Here is a 16,968-nt window from a genome sequence, read left to right on the forward strand (position 1 = left end):
GTGGTCCGCCAAAGCGGCGGAAGAAAATGTGCGGTGATGGCGCTTCCGCGGGCCGTGGCATCCAGTGTCACGTGGCGTGGTAGCACCGATTCCGAAGCTCCCCCAGAGGGGGTACCCCTACCGGCGGCCCGCTCAGTGTCCGCATACGTCGTACTGCCCAGGTACGGCGCACGGAACACGGAGTGGCCCGGGAGGCTCCCGGAAGAATGTCTGTCCCGGACGGGGACACGAGGCACCTCGCCATGGTGGGGTCGGGTGCAGACTTGAGATTAACACTACCGGATCCAACAAACATTCCCCCTCTCCAAATCCGGCAACCGTGTGTCAGGTGGCAAGCGGCAGCACGCTCGCTCCCTGGACGTCCAGGTCCAGCCGGTTGGCGGCCCAGCCCTCACCCGCGAGGTGGGAGACCTTGTCGGCGCTGTCGGCGTCGGCGAGGGCCATGACGGTGGGCCCGGCGCCCGAGATGACGGCCGGGATGCCGTCGGCGCGCAGCCGCTCCACGAGCGCGGCGCTCTCGGGCATGGCCGGGGCCCGGTACTCCTGGTGGAGGCGGTCCTCGGTGGCGGGCAGCAGCAGCTCGGGGCGCCTGGTGAGGGCCTCGACCAGCAGGGCGGCGCGGCCCGCGTTGGCGGCGGCGTCCACGTGCGGCACGGTGCGCGGGAGCAGGCCGCGGGCGGTCTCGGTCAGTACCGGCTTTCCGGGCACGAAAACCACCGGAACGATGGAATCGTGCGGCTCCATCCTGATGGCGCGGGCGTTGCCGGCCTCCATCCAGGACAGCGTGAAGCCGCCGAGCAGACACGCGGCCACGTTGTCCGGGTGGCCCTCGATCTCGGTGGCCAGTTCCAGCAGCGCGGCGTCGTCCAGGCGGGCCTCGCCGCCTATGGTCACGGCGCGGGCGGCCACGATGCCGGCGCAGATGGCGGCGGAGGAGGAACCGAGGCCCCGGCCGTGCGGAATGCGGTTGGCGCAGACGATCTCCAGACCGCGGGGCTGTCCGCCCAGCAGGTCGAAGGCGGTCCGCAGGGAGCGGACGAGCAGGTGGCTCTCGTCCCGCGGCAGGGTCTCGCTGCCCTCACCCGCGATGTCGATGTGCAGCCCGGAGTCGGCGACCCTGACGACCACGTCGTCGTAGAGCCCCAGCGCGAGGCCGAGGGCGTCGAAGCCCGGGCCGAGGTTGGCGCTGGTGGCGGGAACGCGCACCCGGACGGCGGCGGCGCGGAACGCTGGACCGGCCATCGCTCGAAGACTCTCCTTGAGCTGCGTTTACGGTCGAATGACGCTCGATGGATTCGATGGTCACCCGGTGGACTGCCGATGACTGACGTACGAGGACCCGTCGGGCCGCGGAGACGGCGCGGCGCCTGCCCTGCGCGAGGGCATATGCGGTAGGCGGGTTCGGTACAGCCTATCGAAGGAAGGTTCTGTGGCGACATAGGGCGCACAGGAGGCGCACGATGCGTGTCGTAAGCCCCCTGTGCACCTTGTCAGGGATTTCCCGGTTCGGGGGCGCTCAGGCGAGGCCGAGGCGCTCGGCCGCGGTGGCGGCGTCGACCGGGACGGTGACCGGCTGCGGCGCGCCGGCGACGGCCCAGTCCGGGTCCTTCAGGCCGTTTCCGGTGACCGTGCACACGATGCGCTGGCCGGGGTCGACCTTGCCCTGTTCGGCGGCCTTGAGCAAGCCGGCCACCGAGGCGGCGGAGGCGGGCTCCACGAAGACGCCCTCCTGCGCGGCCAACAGGCGGTAGGCGCGCAGGATCTCACGGTCCGTCACCTCGTCGATGGCGCCGCCGGACTCGTCCCGGGCGGCCAGCGCGTGGTTCCAGGAGGCGGGGTTGCCGATGCGGATGGCGGTGGCGATGGTCGACGGGTCCTTGACGACCTCGCCGCGCACGATCGGGGCGCTGCCGGAGGCCTGGAAGCCCCACATCCGGGGGGTGCGGGTGGAGACGCCGTCGGCGGCGTACTCCTTGTAGCCCTTCCAGTAGGCCGTGATGTTGCCCGCGTTGCCGACCGGGAGGACGTGGATGTCGGGCGCGTCGCCGAGCATGTCCACGATCTCGAAGGCGGCCGTCTTCTGGCCCTCGATCCGCACCGGGTTGACCGAATTCACCAGCGCCACGGGGTAGTTCTCGCTGAGCGAGCGGGCAAGGGTGAGGCAGTCGTCGAAGTTGCCGTCGACCTGGAGGATCTTCGCGCCGTGCACGAGGGCCTGGCCCATCTTGCCGAGGGCGATCTTGCCCTGCGGCACCAGGACGGCCGAGACCATGCCGGCCCGCACCGCGTACGCGGCGGCGGAGGCGGAGGTGTTGCCGGTGGAGGCGCAGATGACGGCCTTCGCCCCCTCCTCCTTGGCCTTGCTGATCGCCATGGTCATGCCGCGGTCCTTGAAGGACCCGGTGGGGTTGGCCCCCTCCACCTTGAGGTGGACCTCGCAGCCCGTGCGCTCGGAGAGCACCTGCGCGGGCACGAGGGGCGTGCCGCCCTCACGGAGCGTCACGACCGGCGTGGTGTCGGAGACGGGCAGCCGGTCCCGGTACTCCTCGATGATTCCGCGCCACTGGTGGGTCATTGCTGGTTACTCTCCTTCAACCCGCATGATGCTGGCGACACCGCGCACGGTGTCGAGCTTGCGCAGCGCCTCGACTGTCCCGCTCAGGGCGGCGTCTGACGCGCGGTGGGTGACGACGACGAGGGACGCCTCGCCGTCCTTGCCCTGCTGACGAACCGTGTCGATCGAGACGCCGTGCTCGGCGAACACGGTCGCCACCTGGGCGAGCACGCCCGGCTTGTCGGCCACGTCGAGGCTGATGTGGTACCGGGTGACGACGTCGCCCATCGGGGAGACGGTCAGGTCGGCGTAGGCCGACTCGCCGGGGCCGGTGGCGCCGCTGAGCCGGTTGCGGCAGACGGCGACGAGGTCGCCGAGGACGGCGGAGGCGGTGGGCGAGCCGCCGGCGCCGGGGCCGTAGAACATCAGCTGCCCGGCGGCGTCGCTCTCCACGAACACGGCGTTGTACGCGCCGCGCACGGAGGCCAGCGGGTGGCTGAGCGGGATCATGGCGGGATGCACCCGGGCGGTGACCGACGTGCCGTCCTTGGAGCGCTCGCAGATGGCGAGCAGCTTGATGGTGCAGCCCATCTCCGTGGCGGAGCGGAAGTCGGCGGCGGTGACCTCGGTCATGCCCTCGCGGTAGACGTCGTCCAGGCGGACGCGCGTGTGGAAGGCGATGCCGGCGAGGATGGCGGCCTTGGCGGCGGCGTCGAAGCCCTCGACGTCGGCGGTCGGGTCGGCTTCGGCGTACCCCAGGGCGGTGGCCTCGTCCAGGGCCTCCTGGTAGCCGGCGCCGGTCGAGTCCATCTTGTCGAGGATGAAGTTGGTCGTGCCGTTGACGATGCCGAGCACCCGGTTGACCTTGTCGCCGGCGAGCGACTCGCGCAGCGGCCGGATCAGCGGGATAGCACCGGCGACGGCGGCCTCGTAGTAGAGGTCCTTGCCGTTCGCCTCCGCCGCCGCGTGCAGGGCGGCCCCGTCCTGGGCGAGCAGGGCCTTGTTGGCGGAGACGACGGAGGCGCCGTGCTCGAAGGCGGTGGTGATGAGCGTCCGGGCCGGCTCGATCCCGCCGATGACCTCGACGACGACGTCGATGTCCCCGCGTTTGACCAGGGCGGTGGCGTCGGTGGTGACGAGCGCGGGGTCGATGCCCTCGCGGGCCTTGCCGGTACGCCGTACGGCCACACCGGCGAGCTCGACGGGGGCCCCGATCCGGGCGGCGAGGTCGTCGGCGTGCGTCGTCATGATGCGCGCCACCTCTGAGCCGACCACTCCACAGCCCAGCAGCGCCACCTTCAGCGGACGCGTACGCATCATCCGACCTCGTTTCCTCATACCGTCTGAGATTGAACCAGTCTCACTCACCGGACGGGAGTTTCTACCCTTCGTCCGGATCGTGAGACATCTATTTCATTTGTACGGGGGCGGAAGACCGCAGATCTTCCGTTCTTCCGGCCCCCGTCGTTCTCGGGGCGGGTGTCACCCGACGTCGAGACGCAGGAGGTCCTCCTCCGTCTCGCGCCGGACGATCACCCGGGCCTCGCCGTCCCGTACGGCGACGACGGGCGGCCGCAGGACGTGGTTGTAGTTGCTGGCCATGGACCGGCAGTACGCGCCGGTGGCCGGCACGGCGACGAGGTCGCCCGGTGCCAGGTCGGCCGGCAGGAACGCGTCCTTGACCACGATGTCCCCGCTCTCGCAGTGCTTGCCGACGACCCGGGCGAGCATCGGCTCGGCGTCGGAGGCGCGGGAGACGAGCGCGACGCTGTACTCCGCGTCGTACAGCGCGGTGCGGATGTTGTCCGACATGCCGCCGTCGACGGAGACGTAGGTCCGCAGCCCGTCCAGCGGCTTGACCGTGCCGACCTCGTACAGGGTGAAGGCGGTGGGGCCCACGATGGCCCGCCCCGGCTCGACGGAGATACGGGGCGTGCGCAGCCGGGCCGCCTCGCACTCGCGGGTGACGATCTCGGTGAGCGCCTTGGCGATCTCGTGCGGCTCACGGGGGTCGTCGGCGCTGGTGTAGGCGATGCCGAGCCCGCCCCCGAGGTCGATCTCGGGCAGTTCCACGCCGTGCTCGTCACGGATGTCCCTCAGCAGGCCGACGACCCGGTGGGCGGCGACCTCGAAGCCGGACATGTCGAAGATCTGCGACCCGATGTGCGAGTGGATCCCGATCAGCTCCAGCCCGTCGAGCTGGAGCGCCCGCCGCACGGCCTCCGCCGCCTGCCCGCCGGCCAGCGGGATGCCGAACTTCTGGTCCTCGTGGGCGGTGGCGATGAACTCGTGGGTGTGCGCCTCGACGCCCACGGTGATCCGGATCTGCACCTTCTGCCGCTTGCCGAGGGACTGGGCGGTGTGGGCGACCCGGACGATCTCCTGGAAGGAGTCGAGCACGATCCGCCCGACACCGGCCTCCACGGCCCGGCGGATCTCCTCGACGGACTTGTTGTTGCCGTGGAAGGCGATGCGCTCGGCGGGCATCCCGGCGGACAGCGCGGTGGCCAGTTCGCCGCCGGAGCACACGTCCAGGTTCAGCCCCTCCTCGTCCAGCCACCGCACGACGGCCCGGGAGAGGAAGGCCTTGCCGGCGTAGAACACGTCGGCGTCCGGGCCGAACGCGGTACGCCAGGCACGCGCGCGGGTACGGAAGTCGTCCTCGTCCAGGATGTAGGCGGGCGTGCCGAACTCCTCGGCGAGCCGGGTGACGGGGATCCCCGCGACCTCGGCCACGCCGTCGTCGCCGCGCGTGACGGTCCGCGACCACACCTTCCGGTCCAGGGCGTTGAGGTCGGCGGGCGGCGCGGGGTGGTGGCCCTCGGGCAGGACGTCGGCGTGGCGGGGCCCGGCGGGATGGGCGGAACGGCTCATGACGTGATTCTCAGGCTCTCTGTCTCTCTCCGGGACGCATCTGCACACGCGCCTCAGAGATGTTCGGGTGCGTCGATGCCGAGCAGGGACAGGCCGCCGGCCAGCACCGTCCCGGCTGCTTCGGCGAGGGCCAGCCGGGCACGGTGGGCGGCCGAGGGTTTCTCCTCGCCGACGGGAAGCACGGAAGGCAACAGGGGCAGCACGGCATCGGCGACGGTGACGAGATGCCGGGCGAGCCGGTCCGGGGCACGGTGGGTGGCGGCCGCGGTGAGGATGCGGGGGTGGTCGGCGAGGGGGGTGAGCAGCAGGGCACCGGCCCCGGTGCGCGGGGGGCCGGGCTCGGCGGCGAAGCCCAGACGGGCGGCGTTGCGGCCGAGGGAGCGGACACGGGCGTGGGCGTAACGCACCCGGAACAGCGGATTGGCCTCACGCTGCACCAGGTGGTCGGCGGTGATCCGGGGCCGGTCGTGCGGGGCGGGGTGGAGCAGGGCCCACCGGGCGGCGTCGGGCCCGAGCGGCGCGGGGTCCTCCGGGGCGGGCACGGGCCGCAGATTCACGGGCTCGCCGTGCTCCACGGTGGCCCGCCCGCCCTGGGTCCCCACGATCCGTACGACGGCGTCGGCGACGGTCTCGGCCCGCACCTCGTACGGCACCCGGAGCGTGACGACCTGCCCGGCGAGGGCGTCACCGTGTCCGTACCGGGCGCCCTTCTCCCGGATCTCCGCGACCAGCGCGGCCACGGGATCGACCTGCTCCGCGAGCCGGAAGTTGAGGAACCCCGGCCCGGTGACGACGACGTCCTCGATCCCGTCGGCCCCGACGAGACGTTCCCGCAGGATCCCGGCGACGTGCCGCGGAGGCTGCCCGGCGGCGTGCGCGAGCCGTAGCGCGACGGCGGTGGCGAAGTCCCCGCACCCACCGGGCCCCGGCTCGGTCACCACGACCCGCTCGGGCACGGCCACGCTCAGCTCCCCCGCACCGACGGCACGGCACACCGCGTCCAACACGGTGCGGGACAGGTCGGCGGGGGTCACGGGACAAGCGTAGGGGAGGAGGGGGGTGGGAAGGCGAGCCGGTTATGCCTTCGACGGTCCGCGGTCACGTTCCGACGGCCGGCGGTCATGCCCGCGACGGCCCCCGGCCATGTTTCCGCCGGTCTGCGGCCATCTCTCCCATGGCTCGCGGAGGGGCACTCGTCTCCGCGGCTGCGCGGTGCCGCCCCGCGCGACTTCCCCGGCCGGCTAGGGACGGATGCCGTCATGGCTGGGCAGGCCGTCGTGTCCGGGGAGCCCGCCGTGCCCGGGGAGGCCGTCGTGTCCGGGGATTCCGTCGATCGCGTCCGCGGCTTCGCCGGCCACCTCCCGGTCGGCCGCCCCTGGGTCGCCACCGGCACCGACGGCACCACCAGCGCCACCGGGCCCATGGGCGCCACCCGGCTCCGCCCCCGGAGGCCCGTCCCCCCGGTGCGCGTCCACGCCGGGCCCCTCTCCCCCGGCCGCCGCACGACTGGTCTTGCGCTCGATGAGGTCCATCACGATCCGGACCAGCTCGGAGGGTTCGAAGGGCTTGGCGAGGAAGGCGTCCACGCCGAGGTCGAGGCCGGCCTGGACCTCGTACTGCGTGCAGGCGCTGATGATGGCGACGGGCAGGTGGTGCGTACGGGGATCGGCGCGGAGCCGGGCGGCGGTGCGGATCCCGTCCAGCCGGGGCATGACGACGTCGAGCGTCACGACATCGGGCCGCACCTCATGCACCACATCCAGACACTCGGCACCATCGGCCGCGGTCACGACCTCTAGCCCTTCCAGTTCGAGGTTGACCCTGATCAGCTGCCGGATGACCTTGTTGTCGTCCACAACAAGCACCCGGCCCGAGGCGCCTGGCACAAGTCGAGAGTAGGTGCGGACCGGCCACCGCGTCCGGGTTTTCCCCACTTCCACCCCCTCCAGGGGACCCGCCCGCCCCCGCGCGGGAAACCGGGTTCCTGATCACCCCTCCAGACCTGCTAATGTTCTACCCGTCGCCGCGAGCGAGAAGCTCAGCGCCCGACACGCCCCCGTAGCTCAGGGGATAGAGCAACGGCCTCCGGAGCCGTGTGCGCAGGTTCGAATCCTGCCGGGGGCACTTCGCAGGAAGTGCCTGAAGACCCCGTCGCCAGCGAGTTCGCTGATGGCGGGGTCTTCGCGTATGTGCATCTGCGACGGGCGACGGACGGTCACGTACTTGCCCCCCCCCGCCCGGCCAAGGCCGCCACTCAGCGACGGCGCTCCGGCCCGAAGCGCACCGGTGCTTCCCACGCCCGGGAGCCCTGTCGTGCCGGGCACGCCCGGTTGAAGCACCTCCAGTACCAGGAGCCGTCGCCTCGACGCCGCAGGTCCACCTCGTCTTCCTTGCACGCACCGCATCGCGGCGGCTTCGCGAAGTCCTCCGCGCGTTCATGGGTGAGGATCTTGCGGGCGAAGTGGCCGCCTTTGACAGTCAGCATCACCTCGCGGGAGCGGCTCTGCGAGAGGGTGTTGAGGCTGCCCAGCAGAACCGTGTGTTCGTCGATGACGACGATCTTCTGGTGCATGACGTTGACGCAGACGACGGTGGGGACCACGGCCCGCAGCCGTTTGACCAGGTGGGTCTGCTTCTTCTGGCCGGTGTCGTAGGGGTCGCGGACGAAGACCGTCACGCGCACTCCACGGCGTACCGCGTCCTCCAGCACCGGGAGGAGGCTGAGCAGGCGTTTCGCGGTCCAGGGGGACCAGATCCACAGGGAGGTGCGGGCCTCGGCCAGGCGGTCGGCGAACGTCTCGTAAAAAGAGATCTCGTCGTGGATGTCGGTGACTTCCACGTGACGCGAGAGTACGTCCGCGAGGCGGGTGCTGAACGGACCGAGAGGGATGTCGGGCCGGCCGCCCGGGGCGACGAGCTGGGTCGCCGGGACCCATTTGGCGCGCCGGTCGTGGATCAGTGCGGCAAGCTTGCCCATGGCCGTGTGCTCGCCCGCGGCGAGGATCCGGTTGCGGCTTCCGAGGACGTACAGCCTGGTCTGTACGCGGGTGACGGCGACATTGAAGAGGCGAACGCCGTTGCGGGCCCAGGTCGTCGCCTCGGAGGCCCGAGTTGCCTGGGACATCCAGAGCCCGTCGCCGTAGTCGTCCTCCACGGTGTCGAAGACGACCACTGGGAACTCGCGGCCCTGGAAGCGATGTGCGGTCCCGACTTCGGCAATCTGGCTGTCTGACGACTCGTGGTCGCGGAGTGCCTCCAGGGTGGCTTCCGCCTGTACCGGGTAGGGCGTGACGACTCCGGCAGCCTCGCCGTCCTCACGGTGGAGGTCGATCAGCGCCCGCGCCAGCAGGGCGCCGGCCGGCCACCAGCCCTTGCGGCGGCCCGTGCGGTGGGCCTGGGCGAGGTTCTGGAGTCCGTCGGTGTCGATGATCACAATTTCGGCGTCGTCGGGTGTGCGCCGCGCGGCACGTTGTTCGACACCGGGGCCGGCTTTCAGCACGCCGTCGTACGCGAGGGCGTTCGCGAGACTCATGACGTCGTGGCCGAAGCGGTGCTGGACGTCCAGCACGACACAGCCGGGGTGATTGACGGCAGCGGCCGGTGACTCGATGCCGAAGTGTTCGTAGACCTCACGCAGGATCCAGCGGGCGACATCCGGCCGTTTCCTGGCGTCGAGCTTCGGCAGGACTGGGCCGAGTTGCATGAAGTCTCCGAGCAGGACGGCCGTGCTCTTCGCCTTGCCCACCGCCAGAAGGACTTCGGGCAGGGTCGCGGCTCCGGCCTCGTCGACCAGGACTACGTCGTACTCACCCTCGAACACCGCTCTGGTGGTGCGGAAGCGGGCGAGCGTGGTGGCCACGAGCTTCGCTCCCCGGATGATCTCGCCCTGGGCGTCACGGGCGAGTTTGTCGTACTCCTCCTGGAGTTCGCGGTGACGGCGTTCCAGGGCCGGACGGCTCTCCCGGTCCGCGACGACTTGGGGCTTGAGGGCGGTCGCCAGAGCGTGGCGACTGGGATGGCCGAGGCTTTCGGCCTCCGCGACGCGGGCCTCTGCCGCTTGCGAGAGGCCGAGTTCCCTGGCGAGGTGGGCCAGGCGGGCGGCGATGGCCCTGTGGGTCCGCCGGGCCTTGTCCAGGTCGTTCTCGACCGTGCGCAACGTCGTCTGCCGAAGCGTGATCTCCTGCTTGCTGAAAGAGATCAGCGCACGGATCTCCGCCAGTCGTCCGGTGACGGCGGCCTCGTGGCGCGCGAGGAGGGACCGGGCGTCAGCCGCCTTCTTCTCCGCGGCCCGGGCTTCGGCCAGTGCCGTCTCCAGGTCGAGACGCGCCGTTTCCCTGTCCCGTCTGGCCCGGCGCTTCGCGAAGCCCTTCAGCTGGTCAAGTCCGTCCAAACGTTCCTGAGCCGCCGCACGATCGCTGTCAGCCAGAAGGGCCTTCGCCTCCAGGTCGGTGACCACCGACCGCAGTCGGGCGAGGTGCGCCTGGTGCTCGTCATGGGACTTCCAGTCGGCTTGGGCCTGTTCCGTCGCCTTCACTGCTTCGACCGCTGACCGGTATGCCTCTTCCAGCCGCGTGACCGTCTCTCCTGCTGCCTGCGAGTCGCGGTACGCCTCGTCGCACGCGCTCTTCAGAGCCTTGGGCGCTCGGGCGGGGTCGTCGAGAATCGTGCGGTCTGCCGCGTAGGCCACTGGATCGAAGTCCGTCAGGCTGCGCTCCAGTTCCTCCAACCGCCGGGCCCGCTCCCCGCCCTCGACCAGTTGTGCGGCGACCGCCCGGCGCCGTGCATCAACTTCGGCCAGCCGCTCGCGCACCATCAGGGTCAGACAGACGGACTCGTCCTCCGCGACCTCTCGTAGGTGGGGCGGCCCCACTCGGACGACAGCCCCGTCTGCGTGCCGCCGCTCCTTCACCACGCCCCACAGGGCGTTGTCCACGGCGATGTTGGTGGCCGAGACCAGCAGCACCCGCTTGCCTCGCGCGATCAGGTCACCTATGGCCCGCTTGAGGACCGTGGTCTTGCCGGTGCCCGGCGGCCCCCAGACCAGCCACAGGCCCTCACCCGTGCACGCGCGGTAAGCACGCTCCTGCGCCGGCAGGAGGACGCCCTGCGGCGGCCCGGTCGGCGCGAGCCGCCCCGTGCCGGCCTCGGCGCGAGCCATGAGGTGAGCCAGCGGCGCATCGGTCAGCGCGGCCATGCCCTCCCGTAGCGCCTTGACGAGGAAGCCGGTGGGCTGCGGTTTCATCCACAGATGAGGGTCGACGGGGTCCGCGAACTCGGGAACGCGCACCCGCAAGGCGGTACCGTCCTTGAAGACGTCGAGGACGGAGTGACCGACGTCGACACCGCTCTCGTCGGGTCCGGCCAGTCTCAGGCTGTCGCCCTGAAGCTGATCCGTCCCGATGTCGGAACCGCGGACGTCGACGACGTACTCGCCGGGCTTTCGGCCCCGCACCGCCCGCCCCAGCAGGCGCCACCGTGGCTCCCGCGCCGGTACGCCCTCATGGGCCACCCAGGCGTCCAGCGCCGAGACGACTTCTTCCTGCCAGCCCATTTCCCCCGCTACGGCCGTACTGCCCGGATCTTGATCCGTAGTACCAAAGCAGCCCAGCGCCGGCCACCACCAATCCGGCCAAGGTGAACGGCGGTCGGCTCGACCCCGGCGATGGCGAACGCGGCGTGACACGCTCCCCTGCGGCTCCGGGCGGCACGCTGGTACTCGACAGCGAGGGACTGGCCAAGGCCGTGCTGCGCGACCGCGCGGTCACCGGCTGGCTCGCCTTGGCGTACGCCGATGATCTGCCTGTGATCACGTCGGCGGCACCCTGGTGGAAGCAGTCCACCCGCGTGTTCGACCGCCCGGCCCTGGAACGGACGCTCTCCCGCCTCGTCGTGGAGCGGTCACCGAGGAAATCGCCACGGCACGCCGCCGCCCTGCTCGCCGATGCCGGCCTGCACGGCCACAAGCACGCCATCGACGCCACGCTCGGCGCGACCGCCCGCACCGACCCGGGGCCCGTCACTGTGCTCACCTCCGCCCCGGAAGACCTCACCACCCTCTGCGGTACGCACGCCGCTGTCATCAAGCTCTGACGCGCGCCGGGCCCCCGGGGGTGCGTTTCCGGTCGGATTCAGGGGTGGCCCCGGTCGTGGATCGGGGCGGGCTGCCCGGCCGGCCGGGACGGGGCCGGCTCCGGGGTCGTGCCCGCTGTGCGCATGCGGCCGTAGGCGTAGACGCAGCCTGCCAGGGCCAGGTCGGACAGGAGCATGTAGCCGATGGAGTACGAGGACTTGGCGCTGTAGACGGCGCCCATGACCAGGGGTGGGACGAAGCCGCCCAGGCCGCCTGTCGCGCCGACGATGCCGGTGACGCTGCCCACCTGGGGCTGGGGGGTGACCCGGGAGACCAGGGCGAAGACCGAGCCGCTGGCCGTGCCGAGGCCCGCCGCCATCAGCAGCAGGCAGACCGTGGCGGTGGGGACCAGGACCGGGTCGAAGGACTGGATGATCGCCAGGACCGCCACCAGGCCCAGCGCCCAGGCCGTGACGGTCGCCGGGTGGACGCGGTCCGCCAGCCAGCCGCCGAGGGGGCGGAAGACCACCGTGACCAGGGCGAAGCCGGCCGCCCGGGTGCCGGCGTCGGTGGGGCTGAGGCCGTACCAGGTGCGCAGGTAGGTGGGGAGGTAGACGCCGAACGCGACGATGCCGCCGAAGCCGATCGCGTAGAGCGCCGACAATTCCCAGGTGACGCGGAGGCGGGCGGCCTGGGTGAGGCGCGTGGTCAGGGGGGTGGAGGGGATTCGGCGGCCGGGGCGGTCGTTGATCAGGAAGGCGGCCAGGACGGCGTACACCGCCAGGGCGACCGCCATGACCAGGAACGGCAGGTTCTCGCCCCGGTGGTACATGCGCGGGGTGAGGAAGCCGGACAGCGCCACCCCGCCCATGCCCATGCCGAAGACGCCGAGGGCCGCGCCCCGGTGGGCGGGCGGGAACCAGGAGTTGACCAGCGGCACGCCGATCGCGAACGTCGTGCCGCCGAGGCCGAGGACGAAGCCCACCAGGAGCAGGGCGGCGTACGACGACCGGGCCGGGATCAGGAGCAGTACCGGGATGATCGTCAGGGCGCTGGTCAGCGGGAACATCAGGCGGGCGCCGTAGCGGTCGGTGAGCGCGCCGACCGGGACCCGGCCGAGTGAGCCGACGAGGACCGGGACCGCGACCAGGAGGGACTGGGCCGAGGCGCCCATGTGCAGCCGTTCGTCGAAGTCGGCGGCGAGCGGGGCGATCAGGTTCCAGGCCCAGAAGGTGAGGGTGAAGCCGACGGTGGCCATGACCAGGTTGCGCCAGGCCGCCGCGGAGGGTCTGTCACCGGTCATCTCACGCTCCCAGGAGGTCGGTCCGGCCCTGACTGTCCCTCCCCCGGCGACGACTTCCATGGTCGGGGACCGGGTCGCGGTCCGCATCCCGGGACGTCTCAGTCGCCGTCCGGCGGGGTCCAGGCGGCCACCAGGTCCAGCAGGCCGGGGAAGCGGGCGTTCAGGTCGGCCACCCGGACCTGGCTGCGGCGCTCGAGGCCGTACTGGCGCTGCCGGGTGACGCCCGCCTCGCGCAGGGCCCGGAAGTGGTGGGTCAGCGAGGACTTGGGGCGGTCCAGGCCGAACCAGCCGCAGGTGTGGTCGAACTCCTCGGACTCCAGGAGGAGTTTGCGGACGATTCGCAGCCTGAGCGGGTCGCTGAGCGCGCCCAGCACGGTTTCCAGCCTGATGTCGGCGGCGGCCGGTTCGGGCAGCGGGTCGGGGAGGCCGGGGGGCTCCGGCCGCTCCTCGACGCCCACGGCCGGCCGGTTCGCTTCGGTCCTCTGCCCGGTCAACTGCGGCTCCCCTCTCGCGGACTTCCTGTACGACTCCGATCGTACTGCATGCTAAGTTCGACTCCACTCGTACAAGTACGACTCGACTCGTACCGGGATTCAGGGGAGGACTGCGCCATGACGACGGCGACCGCCGGTGAGCGTGCCCGGCATGCGATGGGCGGGGGTGAGGTGCCCGTACGGTGGGTCTGGCTCGCCGCCTGGCCCGTGACGGCGGTGTTCGTGCTGTCCAACGCGGCCACCCCGCTGTACGTGCTCTGGCAGCGCGAGATGGGGTTCAGCAAGGGCACGCTGACCGTGGTCTTCGCCTGTTACATCGCGGGACTGCTCGGGTCCCTGCTCGTCTCCGGCGTCGTCTCCGACCGGATCGGGCGCAAGCCGGTACTGCTGCCCGCGCTGGGCCTCGCCCTCGTCGCCTGCCTGGTCTTCGCGACCGCGGGCGGCGTGGGCGCGCTGATCGCGGCCCGGCTGTGCACCGGTATCGCGGTCGGCGCCGTGGTCTCGGCGGGAATGGCCGCGGTGACGGACGTGGCGGGACCCGCCCGGCGGCGGCTCGCCGCGCTGCTCGCCTCCTGCGCGATGGTGTTCGGGGCGGGGCTGGGGCCGCTGCTGGCCGGGGTGCTGTCCGAGACGCTGCCCGGGCCCACGGTCACCGTGTTCGCGGTGGAGGCGGTGCTGCTGGCGTCGGCCGTGGTGGTCGTGGTCCGGATGCCGGTGGGCGCCGCCCACGGGGGCCGCGGTGGCGCTCGTGGCGTCGGGGGGTGGGTACGGGTGCCCGGGGTGCCTCGCGGTGCCGGATGGCAACTCGCCCTGGGGATCGCCGTGTTCGCACCCGGCATCACCGCCACGTCCTTCGTGCTGTCGCTCGGGCCGTCGCTGCTCGCGGGGCTGCTCGGCACGGGGAGCCGCATCGTCTCCGGGGGGCTGGCGTTCGCGATGTTCCTGTCCGCCACGGGCGTGCAGTTCGCGGTACGGGGGCTCGGGCGGCGCACGGTGCTGGCCTGCGGCGCCGGTGCCACCGCCCTCGGCATGGCCGCGCTCCTCCTGGCCGTGCACACCGGGTCGGTCGCGGCGCTGGCCGGGGCGGCGCTGCTGGCGGGGGCCGGGCAGGGGATGGGACAGCTCGGGGGGCTGTCGCTGCTGAACTCGGCCGTGCCGGGGACGCGGCTCGCCGAGGCCAACGCGGCGCTGAACGTCGGGGGTTACCTGCCCGCCGGGCTCCTTCCGGTGAGCGCGGGATACCTGAGCGACGCGGTCGGCCTCACGACGGGTGCGACGGTCTTCGGCACGACGCTGGCGGGGCTCGCCGTGGCGGGGGGCGGGGTGGTGCTGCTCGGGCGGGAGCGGGTGTCTTCCGCCGCCTGACGGGAGCGGGCGTCCTCCGCCGCCTGACGGGAGCGGGCGTCCTCCGCCGCCTGACGGGGGCGGGCGAGGGGCTACCGGACGGGGTACGGGGTGTGATCGCCGTGGGGGGGGCGTCGTGCCGATGCGGGCGCCGTGGGAGTGCGGGCCCGTCCGCGTCGGCAGGCGCGCCGTGGTCGGTCGCGCGGTTCCCCGCGCCCCTGAGCAGGTGCGGCCGACGCCCCTGGGCAAGTACCGCCCATGCCCCTGAGCAGGTGCGCCCGGCGCCCTTCACGCCGTCCGTTTCCGGGACGCCGTCTTCTTCGTCGCCGTCTTCTTCCCGGCCGTGCTCTTCGCCGTCGCCGTACTCTTCGCCGTCGTCTTCTTCGCCGCCCCCTCCCCCGCCTTGGACGTCGACTTGCGGGCGGGGGCGGCCTTCTTCGCGGCCGGGGTCTTCTTCGTCGACGTGGACTTCTTGGCGCCCGTCTCCTTCGGCGCCGACGCGCCCCGGCGCAGCTGTCTGACCTCCGCCTCCTCCTCCGCGCCCCGGGACTCGCGGGCCGCCCGGACGCTGTTCTCCAGGGCGGCCATCAGGTCCAGCACCTTGCCGCCGGCGGCGGGGGCCGGGGACTCGGGCGGTGCCTCGCCGGAGGCCTTCGCGGCGATGACCTCCTCCAGCGCCTCCCGGTACTCGTCGTGCAGGTCCTCCAGGTCGACCTCGCCGAGGGTGTCCATCAGGGCGTCCGCGAGGTCCAGTTCCTTGTCGCGGATGGTGACGTGCTCGTCCGGCGCGACGCCCTCCGGCGCCCGGACCTCGTCCGGCCACAGCAGCCCGTGCATGGCGATGGCGTCGCCGACCACCCGCAGCATGCCGAGCCGCTCCCGCCCGCGCAGCGCGTACTTGGCGATGGCGACCTTGTTGCTGCGCTTGAGGGCCTCGCGCAGCAGCGTGTACGGCTTGGCGGCCTGGGCCCCGCCGGCCGCGAGGTAGTACGCGGCGCCCATCTGGAGCGGGTCGATCCGGTCGGCCGGCACGAAGGCCACGATCTCGATGGTGCGGGCGGTGGGGATGGGCAGGTGGGAGAGGTCCTCGTCGCTGATCGGGATCATCGTGCCGTCGGCGTCCTCGTACGCCTTGCCGATCTCGGCCTGGCTGACCTCGCGGTCCTCCAGTTCGCACACCTTGCGGTATCGGATGCGGCCGTTGTCCTCGGTGTGGACCTGGCGGAAGGAGATCGCATGGCTCTCCGTGGCGTTCACCAGCTTGATCGGGATGCTGACCAGGCCGAAGGAGATCGCGCCGTTCCATATCGATCGCACGTGCCGCACCCTTCCATTGCCGTTTTTTCCGGTTTGTCTGGGATTGTCATCCTATGACGCCTATCACAGAGGTGGAGGGGCGCCGGATCGCGCTCAGCAACCTGGAGAAGGTGCTCTATCCGGAGACCGGCTTCACCAAAGCGGAGCTGCTGCACTACTACGCGACCACCGCCACCGCCCTGCTGCCCCATCTGCGCGACCGGGCGGTGTCCTTCCTGCGCTACCCGGACGGTCCCGGGGGCCAGCGGTTCTTCACCAAGAACGTGCCGCCGGGTACGCCCGAGTGGGTCACCACCGCCGAGGTGCCCCGCTCCTCCCCGGACAGCCCGGCCCGGATGGTGCTCGTCCAGGATCTGCCGAGCCTGGTCTGGGCGGCCAACCTGGTCGCCGAGTTCCACACCCACCAGTGGCTGGTGCAGCGCCCCGAGGAGGCGGACCGGCTGGTCTTCGACCTCGACCCGGGGCCGCCCGCGCACATCGTGCACTGCTGCGAGGTCGCCCTGTGGCTGCGCGAGCGGCTCGCGGCGGACGGGATCGAGGCGTACCCGAAGACCGCCGGGTCGAAGGGGCTGCACCTGCTGGCGGCGGTGCGCGGCAGCTCGTCCGAGCGGACCTCCGAGTACGCGAAGGCGCTGGCGGTGGAGGCCGAGCGGGCGCTGCCCCGGCTGGTGGTGCACCGGATGACGAAGAGCCTCAGACCGGGGAAGGTGTTCGTCGACTGGAGCCAGAACGCGGCCCGCAAGACCACGGCCACCCCCTACACCGTGCGCGCCCGCCCGGCCCCGCTGGTGTCCGCGCCGGTGACCTGGCAGGAGGTCGCCGACTGCCGCAGCCCCGCGCAGCTGGAGTTCCGGGCCGGCGACATCGCGCCGCGCCTGGCGGACCACGGCGACCTGATGGCGCCCCTGCTGGATCCGGAGTCGGCCGCCGCGCTGCCGTGACCCACGCGGGACCCGAAGCCGGCCGGCCCGCTGCCCCGCCCCGCGCAGGACCCGGAGTCGACCGCCCCACT

The 16,968-nt window shown here is 72.0% G+C and carries 11 protein-coding genes, 1 tRNA gene and 2 pseudogenes; 4 read left to right on the forward strand and 10 right to left on the reverse strand.

The genetic code is table 11. The annotated features are described in order from the left end of the window. Nucleotides 1-324: 324 nt before the first annotated feature. The 6 genes and pseudogenes from thrB to IE251_RS41325 form a co-directional block, all read right to left on the reverse strand. Complete coding sequence (thrB, locus tag IE251_RS31365) at nt 325-1,242, reverse strand: homoserine kinase (RefSeq protein WP_189756344.1); 918 nt, start codon at nt 1,240-1,242, stop codon at nt 325-327. Nucleotides 1,243-1,516: 274 nt separating this feature from the next. Beyond that, the gene (gene thrC, locus IE251_RS31370) at nt 1,517-2,575 is read right to left on the reverse strand and encodes a threonine synthase (protein WP_189756345.1); all 1,059 of its coding nucleotides are present in this window, start codon (nt 2,573-2,575) and stop codon (nt 1,517-1,519) included. Between the two features lie 6 nt (nt 2,576-2,581). Beyond that, nucleotides 2,582-3,871, reverse strand: a complete 1,290-nt coding sequence (locus IE251_RS31375) for a homoserine dehydrogenase (RefSeq protein ID WP_189756404.1) — start codon at nt 3,869-3,871, stop codon at nt 2,582-2,584. A 165-nt stretch (nt 3,872-4,036) separates the two neighbouring features. Further along, complete coding sequence (gene lysA / locus IE251_RS31380) at nt 4,037-5,428, reverse strand: diaminopimelate decarboxylase (protein ID WP_189756346.1); 1,392 nt, start codon at nt 5,426-5,428, stop codon at nt 4,037-4,039. Between the two features lie 53 nt (nt 5,429-5,481). Then, the gene (gene nrtL / locus IE251_RS31385) at nt 5,482-6,462 is read right to left on the reverse strand and encodes an ArgS-related anticodon-binding protein NrtL (RefSeq protein ID WP_189756347.1); all 981 of its coding nucleotides are present in this window, start codon (nt 6,460-6,462) and stop codon (nt 5,482-5,484) included. A gap of 357 nt (nt 6,463-6,819) precedes the next feature. After that, a pseudogene (locus IE251_RS41325) lies at nt 6,820-7,368 on the reverse strand (response regulator); the annotation flags it as partial. Nucleotides 7,369-7,480: 112 nt separating this feature from the next. On the opposite strand from IE251_RS41325, the gene IE251_RS31395 reads away from it, so the two are divergent. Further along, nucleotides 7,481-7,552: transfer RNA gene (locus IE251_RS31395), tRNA-Arg, on the forward strand. A 130-nt stretch (nt 7,553-7,682) separates the two neighbouring features. Here the strand turns inward: IE251_RS31395 and IE251_RS31400 are convergent. Then, nucleotides 7,683-10,979, reverse strand: coding sequence for an AAA domain-containing protein (locus IE251_RS31400; RefSeq protein WP_189756349.1), 3,297 nt, complete (start codon nt 10,977-10,979; stop codon nt 7,683-7,685). Nucleotides 10,980-11,104: 125 nt separating this feature from the next. On the opposite strand from IE251_RS31400, the pseudogene IE251_RS31405 reads away from it, so the two are divergent. Beyond that, a pseudogene (locus IE251_RS31405) lies at nt 11,105-11,518 on the forward strand (DNA-binding protein). A 38-nt stretch (nt 11,519-11,556) separates the two neighbouring features. Here the strand turns inward: IE251_RS31405 and IE251_RS31410 are convergent. Both IE251_RS31410 and IE251_RS31415 read right to left on the reverse strand, forming a co-directional pair. Continuing rightward, nucleotides 11,557-12,801 (reverse strand): MFS transporter, encoded by a 1,245-nt coding sequence (locus IE251_RS31410; RefSeq protein WP_189756351.1) that lies wholly within the window; start codon nt 12,799-12,801, stop codon nt 11,557-11,559. 98 nt (nt 12,802-12,899) lie between these two features. Further along, nucleotides 12,900-13,295, reverse strand: coding sequence for an ArsR/SmtB family transcription factor (locus tag IE251_RS31415; RefSeq protein ID WP_189756352.1), 396 nt, complete (start codon nt 13,293-13,295; stop codon nt 12,900-12,902). Nucleotides 13,296-13,412: 117 nt separating this feature from the next. Between IE251_RS31415 and IE251_RS31420 the strand changes: the two genes are divergently transcribed. Then, nucleotides 13,413-14,660 carry an MFS transporter gene (locus IE251_RS31420; RefSeq protein WP_373302074.1) on the forward strand — a complete coding sequence of 416 codons (1,248 nt, stop codon included), beginning with the start codon at nt 13,413-13,415 and terminating at the stop codon, nt 14,658-14,660. 267 nt (nt 14,661-14,927) lie between these two features. On the opposite strand, the gene ku is transcribed toward IE251_RS31420, so the two are convergent. Continuing rightward, nucleotides 14,928-15,956: a non-homologous end joining protein Ku gene (gene ku, locus IE251_RS31425; protein WP_189756353.1), complete on the reverse strand. Its 1,029-nt coding sequence runs from the start codon at nt 15,954-15,956 to the stop codon at nt 14,928-14,930. A gap of 53 nt (nt 15,957-16,009) precedes the next feature. Between ku and ligD the strand changes: the two genes are divergently transcribed. Continuing rightward, nucleotides 16,010-16,897 (forward strand): non-homologous end-joining DNA ligase, encoded by an 888-nt coding sequence (gene ligD / locus IE251_RS31430; RefSeq protein WP_189756354.1) that lies wholly within the window; start codon nt 16,010-16,012, stop codon nt 16,895-16,897. Nucleotides 16,898-16,968 lie beyond the last annotated feature (71 nt).

Source organism: Streptomyces eurythermus (genome assembly GCF_014649115.1).
In the GTDB taxonomy this organism is placed as follows: Bacteria; Actinomycetota; Actinomycetes; order Streptomycetales; family Streptomycetaceae; genus Streptomyces; species Streptomyces eurythermus.